Origin of the sequence: Jeotgalicoccus coquinae (genome assembly GCF_014207425.1) — a bacterium.
Classification (GTDB): Bacteria; Bacillota; Bacilli; order Staphylococcales; family Salinicoccaceae; genus Jeotgalicoccus; species Jeotgalicoccus coquinae.
Genome location: NZ_JACHFF010000002.1, coordinates 297,273 through 322,659, shown reverse-complemented (window position 1 = coordinate 322,659; position 25,387 = coordinate 297,273). Strand labels below are relative to the sequence as shown.

General features: G+C 44.7%; 19 protein-coding genes and 2 tRNA genes. All 21 read left to right on the top strand.

The genetic code is table 11. The features are described from left to right. Nucleotides 1-108: 108 nt before the first annotated feature. The 21 genes from HNR41_RS08140 (at nt 109) to yycI (ending at nt 25,385) form a co-directional block, all read left to right on the top strand. On the top strand, nt 109-327 hold the full coding sequence (locus HNR41_RS08140) for an RNA-binding S4 domain-containing protein (RefSeq protein ID WP_184283522.1): 219 nt from the start codon (nt 109-111) through the stop codon (nt 325-327). Further along, a complete protein-coding gene (recF, locus tag HNR41_RS08135; RefSeq protein WP_184283520.1) occupies nt 324-1,427 on the top strand; it encodes a DNA replication/repair protein RecF in 1,104 nt (367 codons plus the stop codon). Before HNR41_RS08140 ends, recF begins: the two co-directional genes overlap by 4 nt. A gap of 22 nt (nt 1,428-1,449) precedes the next feature. Further along, nucleotides 1,450-3,369: a DNA topoisomerase (ATP-hydrolyzing) subunit B gene (gene gyrB, locus HNR41_RS08130; protein WP_184283518.1), complete on the top strand. Its 1,920-nt coding sequence runs from the start codon at nt 1,450-1,452 to the stop codon at nt 3,367-3,369. Between the two features lie 17 nt (nt 3,370-3,386). Further along, entirely contained in the window at nt 3,387-5,942 is a 2,556-nt protein-coding gene (gyrA, locus tag HNR41_RS08125) for a DNA gyrase subunit A (protein WP_184283516.1), read from the top strand. Between the two features lie 112 nt (nt 5,943-6,054). Further along, entirely contained in the window at nt 6,055-6,498 is a 444-nt protein-coding gene (gene hutP, locus HNR41_RS08120) for a histidine utilization transcription antiterminator HutP (RefSeq protein WP_221432899.1), read from the top strand. A 98-nt stretch (nt 6,499-6,596) separates the two neighbouring features. Next, entirely contained in the window at nt 6,597-8,087 is a 1,491-nt protein-coding gene (gene hutH / locus HNR41_RS08115) for a histidine ammonia-lyase (RefSeq protein WP_184283514.1), read from the top strand. 150 nt (nt 8,088-8,237) lie between these two features. Then, nucleotides 8,238-9,554, top strand: a complete 1,317-nt coding sequence (locus HNR41_RS08110) for a YjiH family protein (RefSeq protein ID WP_184283512.1) — start codon at nt 8,238-8,240, stop codon at nt 9,552-9,554. A gap of 13 nt (nt 9,555-9,567) precedes the next feature. Beyond that, entirely contained in the window at nt 9,568-11,226 is a 1,659-nt protein-coding gene (gene hutU / locus HNR41_RS08105; RefSeq protein WP_184283510.1) for a urocanate hydratase, read from the top strand. Further along, nucleotides 11,226-12,458, top strand: a complete 1,233-nt coding sequence (gene hutI / locus HNR41_RS08100) for an imidazolonepropionase (protein WP_184283509.1) — start codon at nt 11,226-11,228, stop codon at nt 12,456-12,458. Before hutU ends, hutI begins: the two co-directional genes overlap by 1 nt. Nucleotides 12,459-12,762: 304 nt before the next feature. Next, nucleotides 12,763-14,040 carry a serine--tRNA ligase gene (gene serS / locus HNR41_RS08095; protein ID WP_184283506.1) on the top strand — a complete coding sequence of 426 codons (1,278 nt, stop codon included), beginning with the start codon at nt 12,763-12,765 and terminating at the stop codon, nt 14,038-14,040. Between the two features lie 75 nt (nt 14,041-14,115). Then, a complete protein-coding gene (locus HNR41_RS08090; RefSeq protein WP_184283504.1) occupies nt 14,116-15,036 on the top strand; it encodes a DUF2232 domain-containing protein in 921 nt (306 codons plus the stop codon). Between the two features lie 2 nt (nt 15,037-15,038). Next, complete coding sequence (locus HNR41_RS08085; protein ID WP_184283502.1) at nt 15,039-17,015, top strand: DHH family phosphoesterase; 1,977 nt, start codon at nt 15,039-15,041, stop codon at nt 17,013-17,015. Then, a complete protein-coding gene (rplI, locus tag HNR41_RS08080) occupies nt 17,012-17,458 on the top strand; it encodes a 50S ribosomal protein L9 (RefSeq protein ID WP_184283500.1) in 447 nt (148 codons plus the stop codon). The genes HNR41_RS08085 and rplI overlap by 4 nt, the downstream gene beginning before the upstream one ends. A gap of 24 nt (nt 17,459-17,482) precedes the next feature. Continuing rightward, entirely contained in the window at nt 17,483-18,871 is a 1,389-nt protein-coding gene (gene dnaB, locus HNR41_RS08075) for a replicative DNA helicase (protein ID WP_229714968.1), read from the top strand. A 117-nt stretch (nt 18,872-18,988) separates the two neighbouring features. After that, complete coding sequence (locus tag HNR41_RS08070; protein ID WP_184283498.1) at nt 18,989-20,275, top strand: adenylosuccinate synthase; 1,287 nt, start codon at nt 18,989-18,991, stop codon at nt 20,273-20,275. 213 nt (nt 20,276-20,488) lie between these two features. Next, nucleotides 20,489-20,560: transfer RNA gene (locus tag HNR41_RS08065), tRNA-Glu, on the top strand. Between the two features lie 34 nt (nt 20,561-20,594). Then, a tRNA-Asp gene (locus HNR41_RS08060) sits at nt 20,595-20,667 on the top strand. Between the two features lie 119 nt (nt 20,668-20,786). After that, nucleotides 20,787-21,488 carry a response regulator YycF gene (yycF, locus tag HNR41_RS08055; protein WP_184283496.1) on the top strand — a complete coding sequence of 234 codons (702 nt, stop codon included), beginning with the start codon at nt 20,787-20,789 and terminating at the stop codon, nt 21,486-21,488. Then, a complete protein-coding gene (walK, locus tag HNR41_RS08050) occupies nt 21,489-23,339 on the top strand; it encodes a cell wall metabolism sensor histidine kinase WalK (RefSeq protein ID WP_184283494.1) in 1,851 nt (616 codons plus the stop codon). After that, on the top strand, nt 23,332-24,648 hold the full coding sequence (locus HNR41_RS08045) for a YycH family regulatory protein (protein WP_184283492.1): 1,317 nt from the start codon (nt 23,332-23,334) through the stop codon (nt 24,646-24,648). The genes walK and HNR41_RS08045 overlap by 8 nt, the downstream gene beginning before the upstream one ends. Further along, the gene (gene yycI / locus HNR41_RS08040) at nt 24,648-25,385 is read left to right on the top strand and encodes a two-component system regulatory protein YycI (RefSeq protein ID WP_184283490.1); all 738 of its coding nucleotides are present in this window, start codon (nt 24,648-24,650) and stop codon (nt 25,383-25,385) included. The genes HNR41_RS08045 and yycI overlap by 1 nt, the downstream gene beginning before the upstream one ends. Nucleotides 25,386-25,387: the final 2 nt, after the last annotated feature.

Sequence of the window (25,387 nt, the reverse complement as noted above, 5' to 3'; positions counted from 1 at the left end):
AAGCCTTTTTGAGCCTGAAAGCCTTCAAACGCTTTATTTGGGCTTAAATAATGAAATTATATGAAAAATGTAGTATAATAAATGAGTATGTTATAGGAGGTTGTGTCTATGGAAACGATTCATTTGGATGGCATGATAACACTCGGTAAATTTTTAAAATATAAAAATATTATCGGCACTGGCGGAGAAGCTAAATGGTTCCTGAGTGAAAACGAAGTGTTTTTAAATGGAGAACCCGAAAACCGACGCGGCAAAAAACTGCACGATGGTGACGAATTAGTCATTACAGGTGTCGGCGAATATAAATTTAAGTATCCGGTGCAATGATACTAAACGAAATAAAACTCACAGATTTCAGGAATTATGATTCCCTGTCCCTGGCATTTCATCCTAAGCTGAATATTTTTATCGGCCATAATGCCCAGGGGAAAACAAACCTGCTTGAGGCAATTTATTTTCTGTCGCTGGCTAAAAGCCACAGAACATCAAAAGACAGGGAACTGATCCGGTTCGGCGCTGAAGACGCATATATTAACGGGACCATTACGACTCTGCGCAGCACATTGCCGCTGTCAATCGGTATTGCAAAAGGCGGCAAGCGGGCCAAGGTGAATCATCTTGAAGTCGCGAAACTGTCGCAATACATCGGTCACTTGAATACGGTGCTCTTCGCTCCGGAAGATCTCAACATAGTGAAGGGATCGCCGCAGGTCAGAAGAAAATTTATAAATATGGAATGCGGTCAGATATCGAAAGTATATTTGAACCATTTATCCGACTATAACAAAGTTCTTGCCCAGAAAAATCAGTATTTGAAATCGCGGAACGTCGACCAGATTATGATCGAAGTGCTGAATGATCAGCTTGCACACCATGGAAGTCTGATTATTTTAAAGCGTGAGCAGTTTATCAGTACGATTGAACGCCACGCATCGAGAATTCATGCAGATATTTCAAATGGCAAAGAAAATTTAAACGTAGTCTATAACCCGAATATTAAATATGAGAGCGATAATCCGGAAGATTTAAAAACGGAAATATCTGCTCTTTTAGCTGAGAATTTAAATAAAGAAATCGAGCGCGGGACTTCACTCATCGGTCCGCATCGGGACGATATCGGTTTTACGATTAATGATTTTGACGTTCAGACATACGGCTCCCAGGGGCAGCAGCGCTCTACTGCGCTGTCTGTGAAACTTGCGGAGCTTGAATTAATAAAAGAGGAAGTCGGAGAATACCCCGTACTGCTCCTCGACGACGTGCTCAGCGAACTCGATGAAGTACGGCAGGCGCATTTGCTGACTTCAATCAGAAACCGTGTGCAGACGTTCGTTACGACGACTTCAATCAGCGATATCAACCATCAGATTATGGACGATATGCAGCTCTTTGAAATAGAAAACGGCAAAATCAAAATCGATGAATAGATGAATAACGGAAGGTGAAAACATGGCGGAACAAAATATAGATCAATACGGTGCAAGTCAGATACAGGTACTGGAAGGTCTTGAAGCGGTAAGAAAACGACCGGGTATGTACATTGGATCAACATCATCACGCGGATTGCACCACCTCGTATGGGAAATTATCGATAACAGTATCGATGAAGCCCTGGCAGGATATGCTTCTGAAATTAATGTCACTATCGAAGAAGATAACTGGATTAAAGTAACGGATAACGGCCGTGGTATTCCTGTAGATATTCAGGAGAAAATGGGACGTCCGGCAGTTGAAGTTATTTTAACGGTACTGCACGCCGGCGGTAAGTTTGACGGCGGCAGCTATAAAGTTTCAGGCGGACTTCACGGTGTAGGTTCATCGGTAGTAAACGCACTGAGTTCAACACTTGAGGTTTATGTTCATAAAAACGGCGAGGTTCACTACCAGAGCTATACGCGCGGTGTGCCGGATGCTGACTTAAAAGTAATTGATACAACTGATAAAACAGGTACGGTAATCCGTTTTAAAGCAGATGAAGAAATCTTTACAGAAACGACAGTTTATGAAGTCGAGATTCTGCAGAAGCGTATTAAAGAGCTTGCTTTCCTGAACAAAGGTCTCGAGATTAACCTGATTGACGAGCGTGAGGAAGAAACTGTTGAATTTAAATACCACTATGAAGGCGGTATTAAATCTTACATCGAGGAATTAAACAAGACGAAAGAAGGCCTTCATGAAGAAATCATCTATATGGATGATTCAAAAGATGAAATCGAAGTTGAAATTGCAATGCAGTACAACCTCGGTTATACATCTACCCTTTTAACTTATGCGAACAATATTTACACGCATGAAGGCGGAACACATGAAGACGGCTTTAAGCGTGCACTGACAAGAGTGATTAACAGCTATGCAACGAAACAGAATCTGATTAAATCGACGGAAGAACGTTTATCCGGTGAAGATGTCAGAGAAGGTTTAACAGCGATAGTGTCCATTAAACATACAGATCCGCAGTTCGAAGGTCAGACGAAGACCAAACTTGGAAACTCCGAAGCCCGCACGATTACAGACCAGCTGTTTTCTGCCGGATTCGAAAGATTCCTGATGGAAAATCCTCAGACTGCACAAGTAATTGTGGATAAGGGGATTACTGCACAGCATGCACGTGTTGCAGCAAAAAAAGCGCGTGAAATGACACGACGCAAGTCGGCGCTTGAAGTATCAAGCTTACCGGGTAAACTTGCAGACTGTTCAAGCAAAGACCCTGCGAAAAGTGAACTCTTTATCGTAGAGGGTGACTCTGCCGGCGGTTCGGCAAAATCAGGGCGCAACTCTAAAATCCAGGCGATTTTACCGCTTAGAGGTAAAATTCTAAACGTTGAAAAAGCACGTCTGGACAGAATTTTAGGAAACAATGAAATCCGTTCAATGGTAACAGCACTCGGAAGCGGTATCGGCGAAGAGTTCGATATTGCGAAAGCACGCTACCACAAAATTGTTATTATGACCGATGCGGATGTCGACGGTGCACATATCAGAACGCTCCTGTTGACATTCTTCTACCGTTTCATGAGACCGTTAATCGAGCACGGCTACGTATATATTGCACAGCCGCCTCTTTACAAACTGGAACAGGGCAAGAAAAAGCATTATGTCTATGATGATGAGGCGCTTGATGTTCTGCGCAGCACATTACCGGAAACACCTAAGATTTCCATGTCGAGATATAAAGGTCTCGGCGAGATGAACGCCGATCAGCTGTGGGAAACGACGATGGATCCTGAACAGAGAAACCTGCTGCAGGTTCAGCTTGATGACGCGATTGAAGCGGATCAGGTATTTGAAATGCTGATGGGTGACGTTGTTGAACACAGACGTAACTTTATCGAAGAAAATGCGAGATACGTTGAGAATCTCGACGTCTAATAAAGGAGATTTAATTTATGGCGGACCATGATGAACAGTTTCAGCAAATAAATATTACGAAAACGATGCGCAGCTCGTTTTTAAGCTATGCCATGAGTGTTATCGTATCTCGTGCACTGCCTGATGTCAGAGACGGCATGAAACCGGTGCACCGCAGAATTTTATACGGTATGCACGATAACGGTATGACGTCTGACAAGCCGTTTAAAAAATCAGCACGTATCGTCGGAGACGTTATGGGTAAATATCACCCGCACGGTGACTCCTCGATTTACGATGCAATGGTACGTATGGCTCAGGACTTCAGTTACCGCTACCCGCTTGTACACGGCCAGGGGAACTTCGGTTCCATGGACGGCGACGGTGCGGCAGCGATGCGTTACACTGAAGCGAAAATGAGTAAAATTTCGATGGAATTAATGCGTGATATTAATAAAGATACAGTTGATTTCCAGCCGAACTACGATGAAAACGAACGCGAACCGGTTGTTTTGCCGGCACGCTTCCCTAACCTTCTGGTCAACGGTACGAGCGGAATCGCAGTAGGTATGGCGACGAATATTCCGCCGCATAACCTGACGGAAGTTATCAACGCAGTACTTGAACTTGCGGACAATCCGAACGTTACGACGATGGACCTGATGGAACATGTTACCGGACCGGATTTCCCGACTGCAGGTTTAATTATCGGTAAGAGCGGCATTAAACGCGCATATGAAACAGGACACGGTTCTGTAATTATGCGTGCACGCTGTGAAGTGGAAATGATGAAGAACGGTAAAGAACGCATCATTGTTTCTGAAATACCGTATCAGGTAAATAAAGCGCGTCTTGTTGAGAAAATCGCAGAACTTGTACGCGACAAAAAAATCGAAGGTATTACGGATCTTCGTGATGAAACATCGCTTAAAGAAGGTGTTCGCATCATTATCGAAATCCGTAAAGATAAAAATGCCAACGTCATTTTAAATAACTTATACAAACAAACGCCACTGCAGACATCATTTGGTGTCAATATGCTGGCGCTTGTTAACGGCGAACCGAAAGTCCTCGGCTTAAAAGAAGTACTTTATCATTATTTAGAGCACCAGAAAGTCGTAGTTACACGCCGTACAAAGTACGAATTAAAACGTGCTGAAGACCGTGCACACATTCTTGAAGGATTGCTGATTGCACTCGATCATATCGATGAAATCATTAAAACAATCCGTGCATCCGATACGGATGAAGAAGCGAAAAATCGTCTGATGAGCGAATTCAGCTTGTCGGAACGCCAGTCCCAGGCAATTCTCGATATGAGATTACGTCGTTTAACTGGTCTGGAACGCGGCAAGATTCAGTCAGAATACGATGAAATTCTTAAAAACATCACCTATCTGAAGAGCATTCTTAACGATGACGAGAAACTTCTCCAGGTTATCAGGGAAGAGTTAATCGACATCCGTGAACGTTATGGAGATGAGCGCCGCACGGAAATTACACTCGGCAGCATTCATGATATTGAGGATGAGGATTTAATTCCGAGAGAACAGATTGTTGTGACACTGAGCCACAACAGCTACATCAAACGTCTGCCGGCATCGACTTACCGTGCACAGCACCGCGGCGGACGCGGAATTCAGGGTATGAATACAATCGATGAAGACTTCGTCAGCCAGATTGTGACGATGAGTACACACGATTATATTCTGTTCTTCACGAACACCGGCCGTGTTTACCGTCTGAAAGGGTATGAAATACCTGAACTGTCACGCCAGTCGAAAGGACTGCCGATTGTTAACCTGATTGAAATCGAAAAAGATGAGAAAATCAGTACGATGATCAGCGTGAAAGACAAAGACGAAACCGAAGGTTACCAGTTATTATTTGCGACGAAGAACGGTCTTGCGAAACGCACACCGCTCGACGATTTTAAGCAGATTAATAAAAACGGTAAAATTGCCATCAGCTTCAGAGGCGAAGACGAGCTCCTCGGCGTGCGCTTGACCGACGGCTCGAAAGAAGTCATTCTCGGAACACGCGAAGGTTCACTTGTGCGCTTTGAAGAAGACCAGGTGAGAAGTATGGGACGTACAGCAGCTGGTGTTAAAGGGATTAACCTCCGCGGTGACGACGAAGTGGTCGGCGTTGACGTACTTGACCCTGGACAGCACGTTCTTGTCGTTACAGACAAAGGATACGGCAAGCTGACACGCGAAGAAGAATACCGCTCAATTAAACGCGGCGGCTTCGGAGTGAAGACAGCGAACCTGACAGATAAGAACGGTAAGCTGGTGTTTATCGCTTCGGTGGACCGTGATGAAGACATGATGATTGTGACGGACAAAGGTGTTATTATCCGTCTGACAATCGATACGATTTCTATTACGAGCCGTAACACGCAGGGTGTCAGACTCATCCGACTGGATGAAGAACAGGACGTTGCGACTGTTGCAGTTGTGAAAAATGAAATTGCCGATGAAGAACTGGAAGAAGATGGTTCGGAACAGGCAGAAGAAACACTGGAAGCGGAAGACAACCTTACAGTTGAAACCGATGAAGTCGAAGAAGACCTCGATCCGGAACAGGAATAGTTTATTATTAAAAAGCACCCGTTAATCTCGTAATTGAGATTAACGGGTGCTTGTGTTTACAATATGAAAGCGCTATAATGAAATCAGTTATTAGTGATTAGGCAGGTATATTATGACTCAAAGTACACATCGTGAATTTGGTAAATTCGCTACACTCGTTGCACTGACTGATGAAGAAACAGCACTCGGCATACTCCCGCACTTTAATTCTTTTAAAGTGATGACAGGAAAAGTCGGGTCAATGGATCTGAGCAAAGTCATCTCTTCGGTTGAAACTGCTGCGAAGCGCGGCGGACTCATCGATGGAAATATTTATCGTGAAACTCATTCTTTATACCACGCAATATTGGAAGCACTCCAGGGTGTGACCCGCGGTGATTTAAGCGTCGGGGAAATTATGCGTACCGTCGGATTAAGATTCTCGATTGTCAGAGGGAATCCATACGACAGCGATGATGAAGGCGAATGGCTGGCTGTTTGTTTCTACGGAACAATCGGTGCGCCAATCAGAGGCAAAGAGCACGAAGCTTTGGGACTCGGTATTAATCATATTTAAAACTTAATAAATATTGTCATAGACATTAGCTGATAGGGACATAAAAATCTAAGGGATTTTTGTGTCTTTTTTTTGTACGCAAATTTAGGAGGGATACCATGTCAGTATTACAATTGGACGGTAAAAATTTAACGATTGAACAGGTCAAAAATTTCCTGGGAAATTCAGAAAGTACAGTGGAGATTACAGAGGACGCTTATAAACGTGTCGATGCTTCACGTAGAATTGTGGAAAACATCATCAATGATGGCAGAACGATTTACGGTATTACGACAGGGTTCGGTCTGTTTTGTGATGTACTGATTTCAAAAGAGAAAGTTGAAGATTTGCAGACGAACCTTATCCGTTCGCACGCATGCGGTGTCGGTAAGGCATTTGAACAGCCGGTTGCACTGTTAATGATGGTCTTCCGTTTAAACACGATGCTGAAAGGTCATTCGGGCGTAACGAGAGATTTAGTTGAGCAGCTGAAACTGTATATTAACAAACGCATTATCCCGGTTGTTCCGGAACAGGGTTCACTCGGTGCTTCGGGAGACCTTGCACCGCTGTCTCATATGGCGCTGACACTGATTGGTGAAGGTGAAGTATTCTTTATGGATGAGAGAAGAAATACAAGCGACGTGCTGGAGTCACTTGGCATTGAATCGATTACACTGCAGGCAAAAGAAGGTCTTGCACTGATTAACGGTACGCAGCCGATGACAGCTCAAGGTGTTATTAATTATATTGAAGCGGATAAAATGATGGAAGACAGCTTATGGATTGCATCGCTGACACATCAGGCGCTGAACGGTATTACAGACGCGTACAACCATCAGATTCACGAGTCACGCGGTTATCCGGAACAGATCTACGTGGCAGAAAAAATGCTTGAGCATTTAGAAGGCTCGGAGCTTACAACACGCCAGGGCGAACTGCGCGTCCAGGACGGCTACTCTATCAGATGTATTCCGCAGGTGCACGGCGCTTCACTGCAGACGCTGAAATACGTCAAAGAGAAACTGGAAATTGAAATGAATGCAGCAAATGACAACCCGCTGATCTTCAGCGAAGAAGAAGTATATTCAGGCGGTAACTTCCACGGACAGCCGATTGCGATTGCAATGGACCTGTTAAAAATCGGTGTGGCTGAAATTGCCAATATTACCGAACGCCGTATCGAACGTCTTGTGAATCCGGCACTAAACGGCGATCTTCCGGCGTTCTTAAGCCCAGAAGAAGGACTGCAGTCGGGTGCAATGATTTTACAGTACGCGGCAGCAAGTCTCGTATCCGAAAATAAAACACTCGCACATCCGGCAAGTGTCGACTCAATCCCCTCTTCTGCGAATCAGGAAGACCACGTATCGATGGGCACAATCGGCGCACGTCATGCGAGAGACATTATTAATAACGCACGCTACGTTGTGGCAACAGAGCTGTTTATCGCGATGACGGCAGCAGAAATTAAAGGTAAAGATAAACTTTCTCCTGCAACACGCAAAAAGTTCGATGAATTCCGCCTGATTGCAGACTTTATCGACCACGACCGTAATTTCAGCATTGAAATTAACGAGCTTGCGAGTGCATTAACTGAAGTTAATTAAAATAATCTTTAACTTCCGGCTAAGAATTTGTTAAAAATTCAGAATTTATATAAGCTTGAATCATATATCATGAAAATTGCTTATAAAACAGAAGTTTCGAAGTTTTGCGCTGCTGCTGTTTTAAGAGGAATTCAGTAAAGGGGTCATGTTATGGTCTCGCGGAATGAGATGCGTCGTGAAAAAGGCTTTAAGATCTGGCGTTTCTTTGTATTCAGTGCAATCGGGCTGTTTCTCTTTTTCGTCCCGGTCACCATGTCCGGCACGACATCGATTATGCTCGATCATATCGTCACTGTGATTCATAAGATTTTTGGAGAAAATATTCAGTACTATACATTGGCGGTGGTACTTGCCGGCGCGCTGATTCCATTTTTGAACAGGACGTGGAAAAAAAGTGCATTTAACATTCTGTTCACCGGCTTTAAGGTGCTCGGCCTGTTTATCGGTATTATGGTCGTTTTTAATATTGGACCGGCATTTGTACTCGATGAAAATATGGGGCCGTTTTTATACTATTCGCTTGCTATTAATCTGAGCTTGTTAATTCCGCTTGGGGGTGCAGCGCTCGGTCTTATTCTCGGCTACGGCTTCCTTGTATTTATCGGGGTGCTGCTGGAACCGGTCATGAGAAAGCTGTTTAAGACACCCGGCCGCTCAGCGATGGATGCGATGGCCTCTCTCGTCGGAAGTTACTCGGTCGGCCTGCTGATCACAAACAGGACGTATAAAGAAGGTTTATATAACAAAAAAGAAGGTTTGATTATAGCGACCGGATTTTCCACCGTGTCAGTGACAATTATGGTCGTTGTGGCACGTACACTTGATTTGATGGACTACTGGGTGCTGTTCTTTATCGTCGTAATGCTTGTAACGTTTCTGGTGACGGCGGTTACTACTTACCTGCCGCCGATCCGCCACGAAAAAGAGATTTACTTCAACGATAAAAACAGCATCACCGAAGAAGATTACGAAGGAAACATACTGGAGTATGCATGGTACAAAGCAAAGCAGCAGTCGCACAGTTCGCGGCCGCTTCCGCAGGACATATGGACGAACTTCACCGAAGCGCTGAAGATGACCGCTTCAGTTGTACCCTCTGTTCTGTCGATTGGCCTGATCGGCTTAATCGTCGCGGAGTACACCGATGTAATTACGTGGGTATCCTATGTTTACTACCCGCTGCTCTATTTGTTCCCGCTGGAAAACGTACCGCTGATAGCTGAAGCGGTGACGATATCGATTGTCGAAATGTTCCTGCCTTCCCTGCTCGTTGCGGAAGCGGATATCGTGACACGGTTTATCGTCGGAGTGAGCTCAATATCGGCCATCGTCTTTTTATCCGGGTTAATTCCCGCGGTACTGAGCACGAGTTTAAATTTGCAAGTATGGAAGCTGATTGCCGTGTGGTTTATCCGCACAGTACTGACGCTGTTAATCGTAATACCAATCGCATTACTAATATTTTAAAGGGGATGACAATATGTCTAGAAAAATTACTGCAAAAACCGGTTTGGAATTAGAGTGTAAAGGATGGGAACAGGAAGCGGCGCTCCGCATGTTATATAACAACCTGGATCCTGAAGTTGCAGAACGTCCGGAAGATTTAGTTGTATACGGGGGTATCGGTAAAGCCGCACGTAACTGGGAGTCGTTTGAAGCGATTGAAAATACATTAAGAAATCTTGAAGCGGATGAGACGATGCTGATTCAGTCAGGGAAACCTGTTGCAGTGTTCAAAACGCACGAAGATGCACCGAGAGTATTAATGTCGAACTCAGTACTTGTACCTAAGTGGGCAAACTGGGAGCACTTCAATGAACTCGATAAAAAAGGTCTTATGATGTACGGACAGATGACTGCCGGTTCGTGGATTTACATCGGCTCGCAGGGAATTGTCCAGGGGACGTATGAAACATTCGCAGAACTTGCGAACCAGAACTACGACGGAACATTGCGCGGAACGATTACACTGACTGCCGGGCTCGGCGGCATGGGCGGCGCTCAGCCGTTATCAGTAACGATGAACGACGGGGTTGCACTATGCGTTGACGTCGATGAAACAAGAATCGACAAACGTATCGAAACACGTTACCTGGATGTTAAAACAGATTCACTTGATGAAGCATTGAAAATGGCAGAGGAAGCTCGCGATGCGGGCAAACCGTTATCAATCGGTCTAATCGGCAACGCTGCTGAAGTACATCATGAAATTTTAAACCGCGGCTTTGAAATCGATGTCGTGACTGACCAGACTTCTGCACATGACCCGTTAAATGGTTATGTACCTGAAGGATACTCTCTTGAAGATGCGAAGAAACTTCGTGAAGCGGACCCGGAAGAATACGTGAAACTGTCGAGTGCTTCGATGGCGAAACATGTTGAAGCAATGCTCAAGTTCCAGAAGAACGGTGCAGTTGTATTCGACTATGGTAACAACATCCGCCAGGTTGCATTTGATACAGGTGTTGAAAATGCATTCGATTTCCCTGGTTTTGTACCTGCATATATCAGACCGTTATTCTGTGAAGGTAAAGGACCATTCCGTTTTGTAGCATTAAGCGGAGATCCGAACGATATCGCAGTAGCAGATAAGAAAATGCGCGAGCTGTTCCCTGAGAACGAGAAACTTATGCGCTGGCTTGATATGGCGGAAGAGAAAATTGCATTTCAGGGTCTGCCGGCACGTATTGCATGGCTCGGATACGGAGAACGTGCGAAGATGGGTCTTGCACTGAACGAACTTGTTAAATCAGGAGAAATCTCTGCTCCAATTGTTATCGGACGCGACCACCTGGATTCCGGTTCTGTAGCAAGTCCGAACCGTGAAACAGAAAGTATGAAGGACGGCAGTGATGCAGTCGGCGACTGGGCGATTCTGAATGCTCTCGTGAACACAGCTGCAGGCGGCTCATGGATCAGCGTACACCACGGCGGCGGTGTCGGTATGGGTTACTCGCTCCACGCCGGTATGGTAGTCGTTGCGGACGGTACTGACCGGGCTGCGAAGAGACTTGAACGTGTACTAACTTCAGATCCGGGTATGGGAGTAGCCAGACACGCAGACGCAGGATACGATATCGCAATTAACACTGCGAAAGAACGCGGTGTCAATATACCAATGTTAAAGGAGAATAAATAATGAATGATGTAATGATCACAAATATAAAGTCATTAATTTTACCGAAAAAATCTGAGGGACCGTTAAAAGGCAAGGAAATGGACGAGCTGAACATCGTCGATGATGCGATTGTCGTTATTAAAGACGGAAAAGTCGTTTACGCCGGAGCGAAAACTGACGAGTATGAAGCAAAAGAGACGATCGATGCTGGAGGCAAAATCGTTTCCCCTGCTCTCGTTGAACCCCATACGCATATCGTGCACGGTGGATCACGCGAACATGAAATGTCACTGAAACGCCAGGGCGTAGACTACTTAACAATACTTGAACAGGGCGGCGGTATTCTAAATACGGTTGAACAGACTCGTAAGGCATCATTCGATGAATTGTTAAATAAAGCATCAGTTAACATGACGCGCATGATTCAGCACGGCGTGTTAACTGTTGAAAGCAAAAGCGGCTACGGTCTCGACCGTGAAAATGAATTAAAGCAGCTTAAAGTATCAAAAGCACTTGAAGAAAAATTCCCTGTGCTGATGCGCCACACGTTCTTAGGACCGCACGCGATTCCAAAAGGCAGAGAAGCGGAAGAGTTTCTTCAGGAAATGACGGATATGCTGGACGAAGTTAAAGAATACGCGGATTTCGCGGATATCTTTACGGAAACAGGTGTATTCTCTGTCGACCAGTCAAGAAAGTATATGGAAGCGGCACGTGAAAAAGGCTTCAGAGTTAAAATTCATGCAGATGAAATCGACCCGCTTGGCGGACTTGAGCTTGCGATTGAACAGGATGCAATCAGCGCAGACCACTTAGTTGCAGCAAGCGAAGAAGGTAAAACCCAGCTTGCAGATTCAAATACAGTCGCTGTACTTCTTCCGGGGACAACATTCTATCTTGGCAAGAATGAATACGCGGATGCACGCGGCATGATTGACCAGGGCGGTGCAGTTTCACTTGCAACGGACTACAATCCGGGCAGCTGTGTAACTGACAACCTGCAGATGATTATGGCTATCGCAGCATTAAAACTTAAAATGACACCGAATGAAATCTGGAACGCAGTCACGGTCAACGCAGCACATGCAATTGACGCCGACCGCGGTACGCTAGATGCAGGAGACAGAGCGAACATCGTTGTCTGGGATGCACCGAACCACGAGTACATTCCATACCACTACGGTGTAAATCATGCATACAAAGTCATTGCCGACGGCAGACTGATTTTCGAACGTCCGGGATTAAATTTATAAACTTGCGTTTTTAAGAACAGCGTTATAAAATAGCACCAAGTTAATATTTACTACTTTGAAAGAAGCAGTAGCGTATCTTCGCTGTTAGAGAGGTCATGGCTGGTGAAAATGATCACGGGATAGGTGAATTTCTGTCTTTCGCTAAATAAAGTAGCCGGTGAAAACCGTTAAAATGTTAGAGATAGTATCAGTAAATGATGCTAATTAGGGTGGCAACGCGTAGACCACGTCCCTTTAAGGGGGACGTGGTTTTTATTTTCCCCTGATTTAAGCATTAAAATATAAAATTTGTGGAGGTATGCACATGTTAGACATTAAAGTACTGCGCAACGACACTGAAACAGTTAAAGAGAAAGTATCAAAACGCGGACTGGAACCTGTGTTAATCGATGATATTTTAGAACTCGATAAAGAGAGACGTGCACTTATCGTTGAAACTGAAGAGCTTAAGAGCCGCCGCAACAAAGTATCACAGGAAATCGCTGTGAAGAAGAAAAACAAAGAAGATGCTGAAGACGTAATCAAAGAAATGCGCGATGTCGGCGAACGCATTAAAGAAATCGATGAAAGACTTAATACGATTCAAAATGACTATCACGATAAAATGAGCCGCATTCCAAACCTGATCCACGACGATGTGCCGGAAGGTAAAGACGACTCTGAAAACGTGGAAATCCGCCGCACAGGAGAACCCCGATCATTTGATTATGAGCCGAAAGCACACTGGGACATTTTAGAAGACCTTGAGCTTGCAGACTTCGATCGTGCCGCCAAAGTATCGGGTGCGCGCTTTGTGTACCATACAGGAGACGGTGCCCGCCTCGAGCGCGCACTGATGAACTTCATGCTTGATGTGCACAATAAAAACGGCTACCGTGAAATGATGACGCCGCAGATTGTCCGTGCTGAAGCAATGTACGCAACAGGACAGCTGCCGAAATTCGGCGAAGACCTGTTCAAAATTGAAGACGAGGAAATGTATACAATTCCGACATCAGAAGTCACTTTGACGAACTTCCACAAAGACGAAACGCTGGCAGCAGATCAGGTGCCGGTGAAATTCACGGCACAGACAGCATGTTTCAGAAGTGAGGCAGGTTCTGCCGGCAGAGATACTCGCGGCTTAATTCGTCTGCACCAGTTCAACAAAGTTGAAATGGTCCGCCTCGAGCGTCCGGAAGATTCATGGGAAGCGCTTGAAGAAATGACAGAGCACGCTGAAAATATTTTAAACTTACTTGATATACCCCACCGCACAGTGCTTCTCTGCACAGGTGATATCGGTTTCGGTTCATCAAAAACTTACGATGTTGAAGTGTGGCTGCCAAGTTACAATGATTATAAAGAAATCAGCTCAGTATCAAATATGACAGATTTCCAGGCGCGCCGCGGCAACATTAAATTTAAGCGCGATAAAGATGCAAAACCTGAATTGCTTCACACGTTAAACGGCAGCGGGCTTGCTGTCGGCAGAACGATGGCGGCCCTCCTGGAAAACTACCAGAACGAAGACGGCACAGTGACTGTACCTGAAGTCCTTCAGCCATATATGGGTGGTCAGACTAAGCTCGAAAGGTTATAATATAATTACCGGATGCTCCTATTCAATATCAATAGGGGCATTCATTTTTAAAAGTATTAAATGAGGAGTGTAACATTGAATAACAAAATACCAACGGGTACGCTGACCCTTACACTGCTCGCTGTTGTAGCTTATATTATGCTCACGGAGATCACTTTGATTTTTGGTCCTGTCGTGATGCCTTTTGCAGTATATTTATTATTAAAAATCAGACAGCAGTCGAAGACAAACTACCGGGTTTTATTCTTTAGTTTTCTTATCCCGGCTATGCTGTTTTTATCACCGCTCGCTACGGGCAGTTTTATAATTTTATACATCGTAACAAGCATTCTCGGGACTGCACTCGATAAGAAAATGTCTCAGGAAATTACGCTGTTCTACTCAACATTCGCAATCGGCATCAGTACGATGGCGACAGTTGTAGTGATGCAGATGCTTGGATTTTTAAGACCTTTATCGGATCTATATTCGACATTCAGAAGCTGGTACAAAGAACAGCTTGAGACAGTCAGCGGACTGACACCTGACGTGATGGATACCGACATGATTCTCCAGTCACTGGATTTATATTTCCGGAATCTGCCGGCATTTTTAATTATCGGCAGTTTTTTCCTGGCGCTGTACATCATTCTGATGGTCCGTATTCTGCCGCACGATGGTATAAAAATGTGGCATTACCGCAGTTTCGATAAGTGGATTATGCCGAGAATGCTGTTATATTTATACTTAATTATATTTATAGTGATGCTGTTCAGCGGAAACTGGGAAGACAGTACGCTGTCACTGTTCAGTAATATTTCGCTCGTGCTGGAATGGGCGCTGTTCGTTCACGGACTTGCGTTCGCTTACTACTTCCTGCTGACGAAAAAGCTGAACAAAGTGCTGGCAGTCATCATTTTAATACCGCTTGCTTTGTTCAGACCCATCACAGTGCTTATCGGACTGTTCGAAATGATCTTTAGAATTCGACTGATTATGGAATTGAGGAGGAAATAGCGATGTTTAAAGTTTTAGATAAAAAGCTGATGCTCATACCGTTTATTGTGCTGGCATTCCATATTTCTATACTTAGCATTGCTATTGTACTTAACCATACTGTCTTTGGCATTGTGAGCATTATTGTGAGCATTGTCATTCTGGCGCTTGTTTATATTTACCTGTACCGCTGGCTTGTGCTGAGTGAAAACAGGATTATAGAACTGTCGAAAGACATGGCGGGTGCAAGACAGTATGTTATAGATGATCTGCCTCTCGGCGTGATTTTACTGAATGATGACGAAGAGATTTCATGGCTGAACAAGTTTATGACAGAAGAGATTCCGGAAAACTTCCATCATGAGCCGATCAACCGTGTATTCCCGAATATTATGACGACGCTGAAAGCGAATAATATTCAGTCAATCGATACGTCGTACAACGACAAAAACTATACGATTCATTTTTACGAAGAAAGCAACGCCCTTCTCCTTGTAGATACGACGACGGAGAAGATGCTTGAAAAACGTCTGGAAGATAAAGACCCGGTTATCGGAATTCTGTTCCTCGATAACTACGATGACATGACACAGAACATGACTGAAGCGCTGAAGAGTGATTTAAACAACAGTCTGACGAATACAATCAACGACTGGGCAACGGAACACAACGTTTACCTGCGCCGTTTCTCCAACGACCGCTTTATGATGGTCATGTCGGCGAAGAGTCTTGCCGTGATTGAGAAGACTAAATTTATACTGCTCGACCACATTCGCGAAAACTCTGCAGAACACGGTGCCCAGATTACATTAAGTATGGGTATCGGTGAAGGATCCGGCGACTTTATCGAAGTGGGTGAACTGGCACAGTCGAGTCTCGACCTTGCACTTGGACGCGGCGGTGACCAGGTGGCAATTAAGACAATTAACGGCAGTGCCCGTTTCTACGGCGGTAAAACCGATCCGATGGAAAAACGTACACGGGTTAAAGCACGTGTTATGGCACACGCTCTCCGCGATATTCTCCTGGAGGGAGACAACGTTATTATTATGGGACATAAGAACCCGGACGTTGACTCAATCGGTTCATCGATTGGTGTTGCAAAAATTGCGAGCTCGAACGGCATTGAGGCGCATATTATTTTAAACGATGAAGACATCGACGATACGCTGTCGCGCCTGATGAAAGAAGTGGAATCACGCGATGAGCTTTACGAGATGTTTATCAGCAGTGAAGAAGCATGGGATAAAATGACGCCGAAGACGACGATTGTTATCGTTGATACCCACCGTCCGTCGATGGTGCTGGATGAAGATATTCTGAACAAGGCAACGCGCAAAGTGGTTATCGACCACCACAGACGTGCCGATGAGATGATTTCGAATCCCCTGCTCGTCTATATGGAGCCTTACGCATCAAGTGCGAGTGAGCTCGTAGCGGAACTGCTTGAGTATCAGAACAAACAGAACAAGTTATCACGCATTGAATCGACGATTATGCTGACAGGTATTATCGTGGATACTAGAAACTATACGCTCCGTACCGGTTCACGTACGTTTGATGCAGCAAGTTATCTGCGTTCGAACGGTGCCGATCCGGTACTGGCACAGACATTCTTAAAAGATGATATCGATACGTTTATCGCACGGAGTGATTTAATTAAATCCGCAGAGATTAATGATGACGGCATCGCAATCGTTAAAGCCGATGAATCGATGAGCTACCACCCTGTTACAGTTGCGCAGGCAGCGGATCAGCTCCTGCAGATCGAAGGGGTTCAGGCATCATTCGTGATGGCATTAAGAGAAGATGAGACAATAGGAATCTCGGCTCGTTCACTCGGAAAAGTCAACGTGCAGATTATAATGGAACAGCTGAACGGCGGCGGGCATTTAACAAATGCTGCGACACGCATGGAAGGCAAAACCATCGATGAGGCATATACCGAATTAACAGAAGTAATTGATACATTTATAAGTAATAGGAGTGTAGAAGAATGAAAGTAATCTTTTTAAAAGACGTAAAGAATAAAGGTAAAAAAGGTGAAGTTAAAGAAGTTGCATCAGGTTATGCACATAACTTCCTGTTCAAAAAAGGTCTTGCTGAAGAAGCAAACGCAGTAAACCTTAAGAAACTCGACGCACAGAAAGAAGAAGTACGCCAGCAGGAAGCTGACGATCTTCAGGCAGCTAAAGAGTTAAAAGCTGAACTTGAAGGTAAAGAAGTGGAAATTAAAACGAAAGCCGGCGAAGATGGGCGCCTGTTCGGTTCTGTAAGTTCTAAACAGGTAATTGAAGCGTATCAGAAACAGCACGATGTTAAACTGGATAAGCGCAAACTGGATATGCCTGACACATTTAAGAGCCTGGGGTATCACAAAGTATCCATTAAATTGCACAACGCAGTGGAAGCAGAGTTAAAAGTACACGTTGTTGAACAGTAATATTAATAGAAGGAGGAATCGATAATGGAAATGAATCGCCAAATGCCGCATGATAATGATGCAGAACAATCGGTGCTTGGGGCAATCTTTATCGATTCCTCCATTTTTTTAAGTGTCACTGAAATTATTACGCCGGAAGACTTTTACCGTCCGGAGCATCAGCATATTTTCCGTGCGATGATGCTTCTGTCGGAAGAGAATGCCGAGCTCGATGTTGTAACGATTACCGATAAACTCCGCAGTATGGATGAACTGAACAATACGGTGAATCCGCGTTATCTGGCTGAATTATCGAACGTTACACCGACGAGCCGCAACTGGCAGTTCTACGCAGATATTATTGCGCGCCAGTCGCTCCGCCGCAAACTGATCAGCGTGGCTGATGAAATTGCGAGTGACGGCTTCCAGAACGAAGTGGATATTAATGATCTGCTTGCAGAAGCTGAAGCGCGTATTATGGGCGTATCTGAAGGCCGCCGCAGCGACGGTTTTAAATCGATGAAAGAAGTCGTGCACGAAGTTTATGAGCAAATCGAAGCACTTGCCGGAAATAATACAGGCATTACCGGAATTCCGACGGGATTCCGCGATCTCGATTATATGACATCGGGTTTCGGACGAAACGACTTAATTATACTGGCCGCCCGCCCTTCCATGGGTAAGACGGCATTTGCTTTAAATATTGCAGGACATGTCGGTACGGCACCGGATGGTTATACAGTAGCAGTCTTCTCGCTTGAGATGGGTGCCGACCAGCTTGTGAGCAGAATGATTTCCAGTCAGGGAATGATCGATGCGACAAAACTCCGTCAGGGATCGCTCGACCACCAGGACTGGGATAACTTTACGACAGCAATCGGTACGCTTGCCAACTCGAAGATTTTTATCGATGATTCGGCGGGTATCCGTGTAAACGAAATCCGTGCGAAATGCCTGCGTTTAAAACAGGAACACGGACTCGACATGGTTATTATTGACTATCTGCAGCTGATTCAGGGCTCGGGCAGCCGCCAGGGTGAAAACCGTCAGCAGGAAGTTTCTGAAATTTCCCGTATGCTGAAAGGACTTGCACGTGAAATGCAGTGTCCGGTAATCGCACTGAGCCAGCTTTCCCGTAGTGTTGAGTCCCGTCAGGACAAACGTCCGATGATGAGTGACCTTCGTGAATCGGGTTCCATCGAGCAGGATGCTGATATCGTTGCATTCCTGTACCGGGATGACTATTACAACCGCGGTGACGGTGAAGAGGAAGAAGAAGGTGCACAGAGTGTGCAGGATGAAATTGAGATTATTTTAGCGAAACACCGTAATGGCCCGACAGGGACAGTTAAATTAATATTCAATAAATCCTACAGCAGCTTTTTTGATCAGGATACACGTGATTTTGACGATAACTATATACCTCCAGCTTAGAAGTCCGAATGTTTTTCGAGTACGCCTTGAAAAACGTTCGGACTTTCGTTGATTTTTGTAAGATTTATTGGTAATATTGATAACGGTAAAATTAATCAATCATTTGGAGGCAATCATATGTCTGGAACAGTAGTTGTTGGAACACAATGGGGAGACGAAGGTAAAGGTAAGATTACGGACTTTCTCTCGGAAGATGCACACGTTATTGCACGATTTTCAGGTGGGAACAACGCAGGTCATACGATTCAATTCGGCGGGGAAACATATAAATTACACCTCGTACCATCAGGGATTTTCTACGACGACAAACTATCTATAATCGGCAACGGTGTCGTTGTTGATCCATTATCACTTATTAAAGAATTAGACGGACTTCTTGCACGCGGAATCAGCGTAGACAACTTACGCATTTCAAACCGTGCTCAGGTTATTCTGCCATACCATATCACTCAGGATGAACTGGAAGAAGAAGCACGCGGCGATAACAAAATCGGTACGACGAAACGCGGAATCGGTCCATCATATGTAGACAAAGTTCAACGTATCGGTATCCGCATGGCTGACCTTGTAGACGATAAAGTATTCAGACAGCGTCTGGAAGAAAACCTTAAACTGAAAAATCACATGCTGAAAGCATTATACGATCACGAAGGATTTACATTCGATGAAATCTACGAGTCATATAAAGCTGCTGCAGAACGTCTTGCACCATATGTATGCGATACGGCCAAACTGCTCGACGATGCGTTCACAGACGGTCAGAACGTCTTATTTGAAGGCGCTCAGGGTGTTATGCTCGACGTTGACCACGGTACTTATCCGTTCGTTACATCAAGCAACCCGGTAGCAGGTAACGTTACTGTCGGCTGCGGTGTCGGTCCATCACACGTTAAAAACGTTGTCGGTGTATGTAAAGCATATACATCACGCGTTGGAGACGGCCCGTTCCCTACTGAACTGTTTGACGAAGACGGTCACCATATCCGTGAAGTCGGCCGTGAATACGGTACGACAACAGGACGTCCGAGACGTGTCGGCTGGTTCGACTCAGTTGTTGTCCGCCACTCGAGACGCGTGAGCGGTATTACGGATCTGTCACTTAACTCAATCGACGTAATGAGCGGACTGAAAACAGTTAAAATCTGTACAGCTTATGAAATCGACGGTGTTGAAATTACAGAGTACCCGGCTACGCTGGAAGACTTAAAACGCGCAAAACCAATTTACAAAGAAATGCCGGGCTGGTCAGAAGACATTACCGGTGTTAAAACATTGGAAGAACTTCCGGAAAACGCATATAACTACCTGCGTGAAATTGAGAAACTTTGCGGTGTGAAAGCATCGATTTTCTCAGTCGGCCCGGACAGAAACCAGACAAACTTACTGAAAAACTTCTGGAATTAGAAGTAATATTGATTGAAGCACCGGACATATCAGATGTCCGGTGCTTTTTTAGTGTTGAGACGGAGCACACCCCTAATTCCCGAACATATACGTTTATCCATCATTCCTGCCCCCTTATTCTGCACTCCAGACAAATATTGCAAAATAAGGCTTGTATTCAAATTCACAACCATGGTATAATAAATCTTGTGCAAATCGCATAATACTTACCATGGCCCGTTGGTCAAGCGGTTAAGACACCGCCCTTTCACGGCGGTAACACGGGTTCGAGTCCCGTACGGGTCACTTTTCTTTTTGATAATAAAACTGTATATAAACTGGTCCCGTGGTGTAGCGGTTAACATGCCTGCCTGTCACGCAGGAGATCGCGGGTTCGATTCCCGTCGGGACCGTCTGATAAAGTCTCCAGCATTTATGCTGGCAGACTTTTTTATTTGTCTGAAAAGTGATACATTTAAAGATGGATAAGTTTATGTACAAAATATGTACACGCGAAATGAGGGACATCTAAATGGCCAAGAAAATAGTTGTTGTTGATGATGAAAAACCAATTGCAGATATACTCGAGTTTAATTTGGAAAAAGAAGGCTACGAAGTTCACTGTGCTTACGATGGTAATGATGCACTGGAACTGATTCTGGATATAGTGCCGGATCTTGTTCTGCTGGATATCATGCTGCCGGGAATCGACGGTATGGAAGTATGCCGTGAAGTTCGTAAAAAACACGATATGCCGATTATTATGCTTACTGCCAAAGATTCCGAAATAGATAAAGTACTGGGTCTTGAACTTGGTGCGGATGATTATGTAACAAAACCTTTCTCGACGCGCGAATTAATCGCACGTGTGAAAGTTAACTTAAGACGTAATAATACGGTAAGTGCGAAAGAAGACGAACCGGAAGATAAGAATATATATATTAGGGATATTACTGTTATCCCCGACTCTTATGCGATTAAAAAATTCGGTAAAGATATCGATTTAACACATCGCGAATTTGAGCTGTTCCTGTATCTGGCCAGATTCAAATCCCAGGTAATGACACGCGAGCACCTGCTTGAAACAGTATGGGGTTACGATTACTTCGGAGATGTGCGTACGGTCGATGTGACTGTGCGGCGCTTGAGAGAAAAAATCGAAGATGATCCAAGTCACCCTGAGTACATCATGACACGCCGAGGCGTCGGGTACTTCATTAAAGGTGATGACTAAATGAAGCAGTTTTTAAAAAACCTGCAGTCGCTCCAGTTTAAACTGGTAATGATCTACATGCTTCTGATTATTATCGGAATGCAGATTATCGGATTATATTTTACCAACAGTCTGGAGCGGGATTTAACAGGGAACTTTAAAAATAATATCGATTCCCAGGTCACTTTGATCGATACACGTGTTAAGGAAATTTTTCAGGAAACCGGCGATGACCGTAATCAGATGAGAGCAGAGATTCAAAGTCTGCTGACTGATTACGGCAACCGTCCTGAAATAGATGAAATCCGTTATATTAATGCGGATAATATTCTCGTGGGTACAAGCAGAATTTCAAATGAATCCCTCGTCGGCTCACGTATTAATGAACCGATGTCTCAGGATGCGCTTGAATCAGGCATTGCCAATGATGAAATTTTCGTTAACGTCGATAAAGACAATCAGCGAGTATGGATATTGAACCAGCCGGTCGTAGTAAATGATGAAGTGGCTGGTGTTATTTACGTTGAGTCAAATGTGGAAAGTATATACATGCAGCTTGAAGCGATTAACAACACGTTTATTATTGCTACACTGTTCTCATTAGTAATTACGAGTATTCTCGGTATCTTTGTCGCGCGTACAATTACAAAGCCGATTACGGATATGAGAAACCAGGCGCTCCTGATGTCTGAAGGTGACTATACATCCCGCGTACAGATATACAGCGATGATGAAATCGGTCAGCTTGCAGGCAGCTTTAACATTCTGTCAAAACGGGTGCAGGAAGCTCAGGCGAACACTGAAAGTGAGAAAAAACGTCTAGATTCGGTTATTACCCACATGTCGGACGGAATTATTGCGACTGACAGAAAAGGACGGATCCGTATCGTTAATGAAATGGCGATCGGCATGCTGAACCTCGGTATTCAGTCGGACGAACTGCACGGTAAAAATATGCTGGAATTGCTGCGTCTCGGCGAAGAGCTGAATCTTGAAGATATTATTCAGGAAGCAAACGACAGTCACCTGATCTTTATCGATACTGCAGACGAAGCAACGACGTTACGCGTCAACTTCTCTACAATCGTTACAGATACCGGATTTATCAACGGTTATATCGCTGTACTGCATGACGTTACAGAACAGGAGCGCATCGATGCGGAACGCCGTGAATTCGTTGCGAACGTATCGCATGAACTGCGTACACCGCTGACGTCTATGCGGAGTTATATTGAAGCGCTGCAGGAAGGTGCATGGCAGGATGAAGAGATTGCGCCGAAGTTCCTGAGCGTTACACGCGCGGAGACCGACCGTATGGGCCGTCTCGTTGAAGATCTGCTGCAATTATCCCGTATGGATAATGACGCAGAGGAAATCCAGAAGGAAGTTGTGGATTTCAAACTCTTTATTAACCGTGTTATCGACCGTTTTGAAATGACGCATAAAGAAAATGTTGTGTTTACACGCCATATTCCGGACGCTCCCCTGTTCACTGATATTTCGGTGGATAAGATGGGCCAGGTGCTGGATAATGTGCTGTCCAACGCAATAAAATATCAGCACGGGGACCCGAAGCGCGTTGATATTCACTTAAAACAAAACACATTATACAACCGTATGACGATTCGTATTAAAGACTACGGACTCGGCATACCGAATAATAAAGTTGACCGTATTTTTGACCGTTTTTACCGTGTGGATAAAGGCCGTGCACGCAAGATGGGCGGCACCGGTCTCGGTCTCGCCATTTCAAAAGAAATTATCGAGGCGCATAACGGTAAAATCTGGGCAAACAGCGTAGAAAACGAAGGGACAACTATCTTTATCAACTTGCCTTGTGAAGTGATAGAGGAGGATGAGTGGGATGTATAAAGAATGGATCAAATCCATCCTGTTAATCGTCATAGTCGCTTCGAGTGCGGTCCTCACCTACCTTGTCTGGAGCTATGAACCGGAGTTCTCGCAAGTCGATACGACAATCGAAGGTACGACGAATATCGGCCAGGGAGAACGCGTTTCGTTTGAACAGGTTATGAGTACGTACCAGATGGTCTGGATACAGGGTGAATACAATACGAGAGGCACGACGGACCCGCGGGCATTAATCGGAATCCGAGAGCATCTCGAAGGTTCAAACATCGTCAGTATGAACGTCTATAACAACTTGAACAGACTGGATGTCAGGGGCGAAGAAAGTAACGATGAGGAATTTCTGCTTATCGATTACTACTCTGACGTACCTTCAAAAACTCTGTTTATGATGCTCGGGCTGTCTCATGAACCGACACTCCCCGACTTTACATTCGACCGCATTGTGGTTGATATGAAAGAAGGAAATGTTGTGTTCAACTTAGTCGATGAGAGCCGTTCGAGAGTTGCGGTTGTAGAAACCGATATTACTGCGGACTTCCTGAAAGGCCACGTTGAATCATACAGTGAAATCTTCGAAGCCTATACCCCGATTATTACAAATCAGCAGACTTCGAATAATAAGACGGCTATTTACGGACCATCATCACCCGGACCAAGCAGAACTGAACGCTTCATAATCAGCCAGCTCAATGCTGATGTAATGAATCGTATACTGTTTATGGAGTCACCGGCCGAAAGCCCGTCATCAGGCGATGTAGCGATTTACGAAGATGAAAATCATATTGCGACATATAATTCAGATACGTATCAGTACAACTATACAAATCTGAATGAATCGAGCGCATCGAGCGGCAACAATCACCAGACGATTCAGGATATCTACTACTTCCTGAACTCGCATAACGGTCTGTCGACAAATAATGTGCTGTTCGATTATGACTCAGCTGAAAATGCGGCAACATTCCGTTCCACTTTAAATGGACGCGTCGTATTCAGTGAAGGACTGAGTACTGCTATTACTGTTAAATACGGCAGAAATGCAGTTTATGAATACACCCGCCCGCTGATCCGGACGAATGCGAAAGTATCAGACGAAGAAGAAGTGGAACTGCTGGATATTGAAAACGTCCGTTATGAGATTGCACTGCATGACAACTTTGATCTGCAGAAAGTATCCAAAATCGTGCTCGGCTATGATATGACATACGCCGACGATGAAACGGATCTGGAGTTTATCGATTACACGCCGCAATGGTACGTTAAATACGACGGCGCCTGGATGAAATTCAACGAAGGAGGACTGTCCTGATGGATTGGAGATTAACAAAATCCCTTTTTATAGCAGCCTTTCTCGTCATGAATGCAGTCCTCGTGTACATTTTATACAACGAATCAAACGAAGAAGTCAGAGAGCTGTCGGACACGACGAATGTGCTGTCTGAAACGAATATTGATACTGCTGCACTAGACGGATTTGAAAACGTTGAAATGAAAATCATACTCGGTGATCCGGCTGAGCTCGATCATGAAGAAGATGTATCTGAAAAAGATACGGTGCTGACACTGCCGCTCGATGAGGGGGCAACATTTGCACCGGAAGGTCTGAAGACGTACAAAGACAATTCAATTTACAGAGGCGACGAATACCATTATGATGAAGTAATGAGCGAACCGGATACGATAACATTTAACCAGCATTACGATGGATACCCTATCTTCAGCCACGAAGCAGCACGACTGTACTTCAGCGAAGAATCAGGAACTGTGACTCAGGGTTATGTGGAGAATATCGAAGAAAGCGACTATGCTGTGGACCAGAATGTGCGCCATCCAAAAGTCATTGTGGAAGAACTTTATCTGCAGGAAAACATTACTGATAACGCGGTAATCAAAAGCGCGAAGCTGGGTTATTACATCATTCTGGAAGAAGATGACCAGGTTATGATGCGGCCCAAATGGCAGTTTGAAATTATTGATGAAGACATTGAACGTATACTGTACGTCGATGCGCTGAGTCAGTCAGAAGATATTATTGAAAGAGAGTGAAC

Bases quoted from the DNA above. Each gene is read 5' to 3' on its own strand.
- HNR41_RS08140 (WP_184283522.1), top strand. From the start codon at position 109: ATGGAAACGATTCATTTGGATGGCATGATAACACTCGGTAAATTTTTA.
- recF (WP_184283520.1), top strand. From the start codon at position 324: ATGATACTAAACGAAATAAAACTCACAGATTTCAGGAATTATGATTCC.
- gyrB (WP_184283518.1), top strand. From the start codon at position 1,450: ATGGCGGAACAAAATATAGATCAATACGGTGCAAGTCAGATACAGGTA.
- gyrA (WP_184283516.1), top strand. From the start codon at position 3,387: ATGGCGGACCATGATGAACAGTTTCAGCAAATAAATATTACGAAAACG.
- hutP (WP_221432899.1), top strand. From the start codon at position 6,055: ATGACTCAAAGTACACATCGTGAATTTGGTAAATTCGCTACACTCGTT.
- hutH (WP_184283514.1), top strand. From the start codon at position 6,597: ATGTCAGTATTACAATTGGACGGTAAAAATTTAACGATTGAACAGGTC.
- HNR41_RS08110 (WP_184283512.1), top strand. From the start codon at position 8,238: ATGGTCTCGCGGAATGAGATGCGTCGTGAAAAAGGCTTTAAGATCTGG.
- hutU (WP_184283510.1), top strand. From the start codon at position 9,568: ATGTCTAGAAAAATTACTGCAAAAACCGGTTTGGAATTAGAGTGTAAA.
- hutI (WP_184283509.1), top strand. From the start codon at position 11,226: ATGAATGATGTAATGATCACAAATATAAAGTCATTAATTTTACCGAAA.
- serS (WP_184283506.1), top strand. From the start codon at position 12,763: ATGTTAGACATTAAAGTACTGCGCAACGACACTGAAACAGTTAAAGAG.
- HNR41_RS08085 (WP_184283502.1), top strand. From the start codon at position 15,039: ATGTTTAAAGTTTTAGATAAAAAGCTGATGCTCATACCGTTTATTGTG.
- rplI (WP_184283500.1), top strand. From the start codon at position 17,012: ATGAAAGTAATCTTTTTAAAAGACGTAAAGAATAAAGGTAAAAAAGGT.
- dnaB (WP_229714968.1), top strand. From the start codon at position 17,483: ATGGAAATGAATCGCCAAATGCCGCATGATAATGATGCAGAACAATCG.
- HNR41_RS08070 (WP_184283498.1), top strand. From the start codon at position 18,989: ATGTCTGGAACAGTAGTTGTTGGAACACAATGGGGAGACGAAGGTAAA.
- yycF (WP_184283496.1), top strand. From the start codon at position 20,787: ATGGCCAAGAAAATAGTTGTTGTTGATGATGAAAAACCAATTGCAGAT.
- walK (WP_184283494.1), top strand. From the start codon at position 21,489: ATGAAGCAGTTTTTAAAAAACCTGCAGTCGCTCCAGTTTAAACTGGTA.
- HNR41_RS08045 (WP_184283492.1), top strand. From the start codon at position 23,332: ATGTATAAAGAATGGATCAAATCCATCCTGTTAATCGTCATAGTCGCT.
- yycI (WP_184283490.1), top strand. From the start codon at position 24,648: ATGGATTGGAGATTAACAAAATCCCTTTTTATAGCAGCCTTTCTCGTC.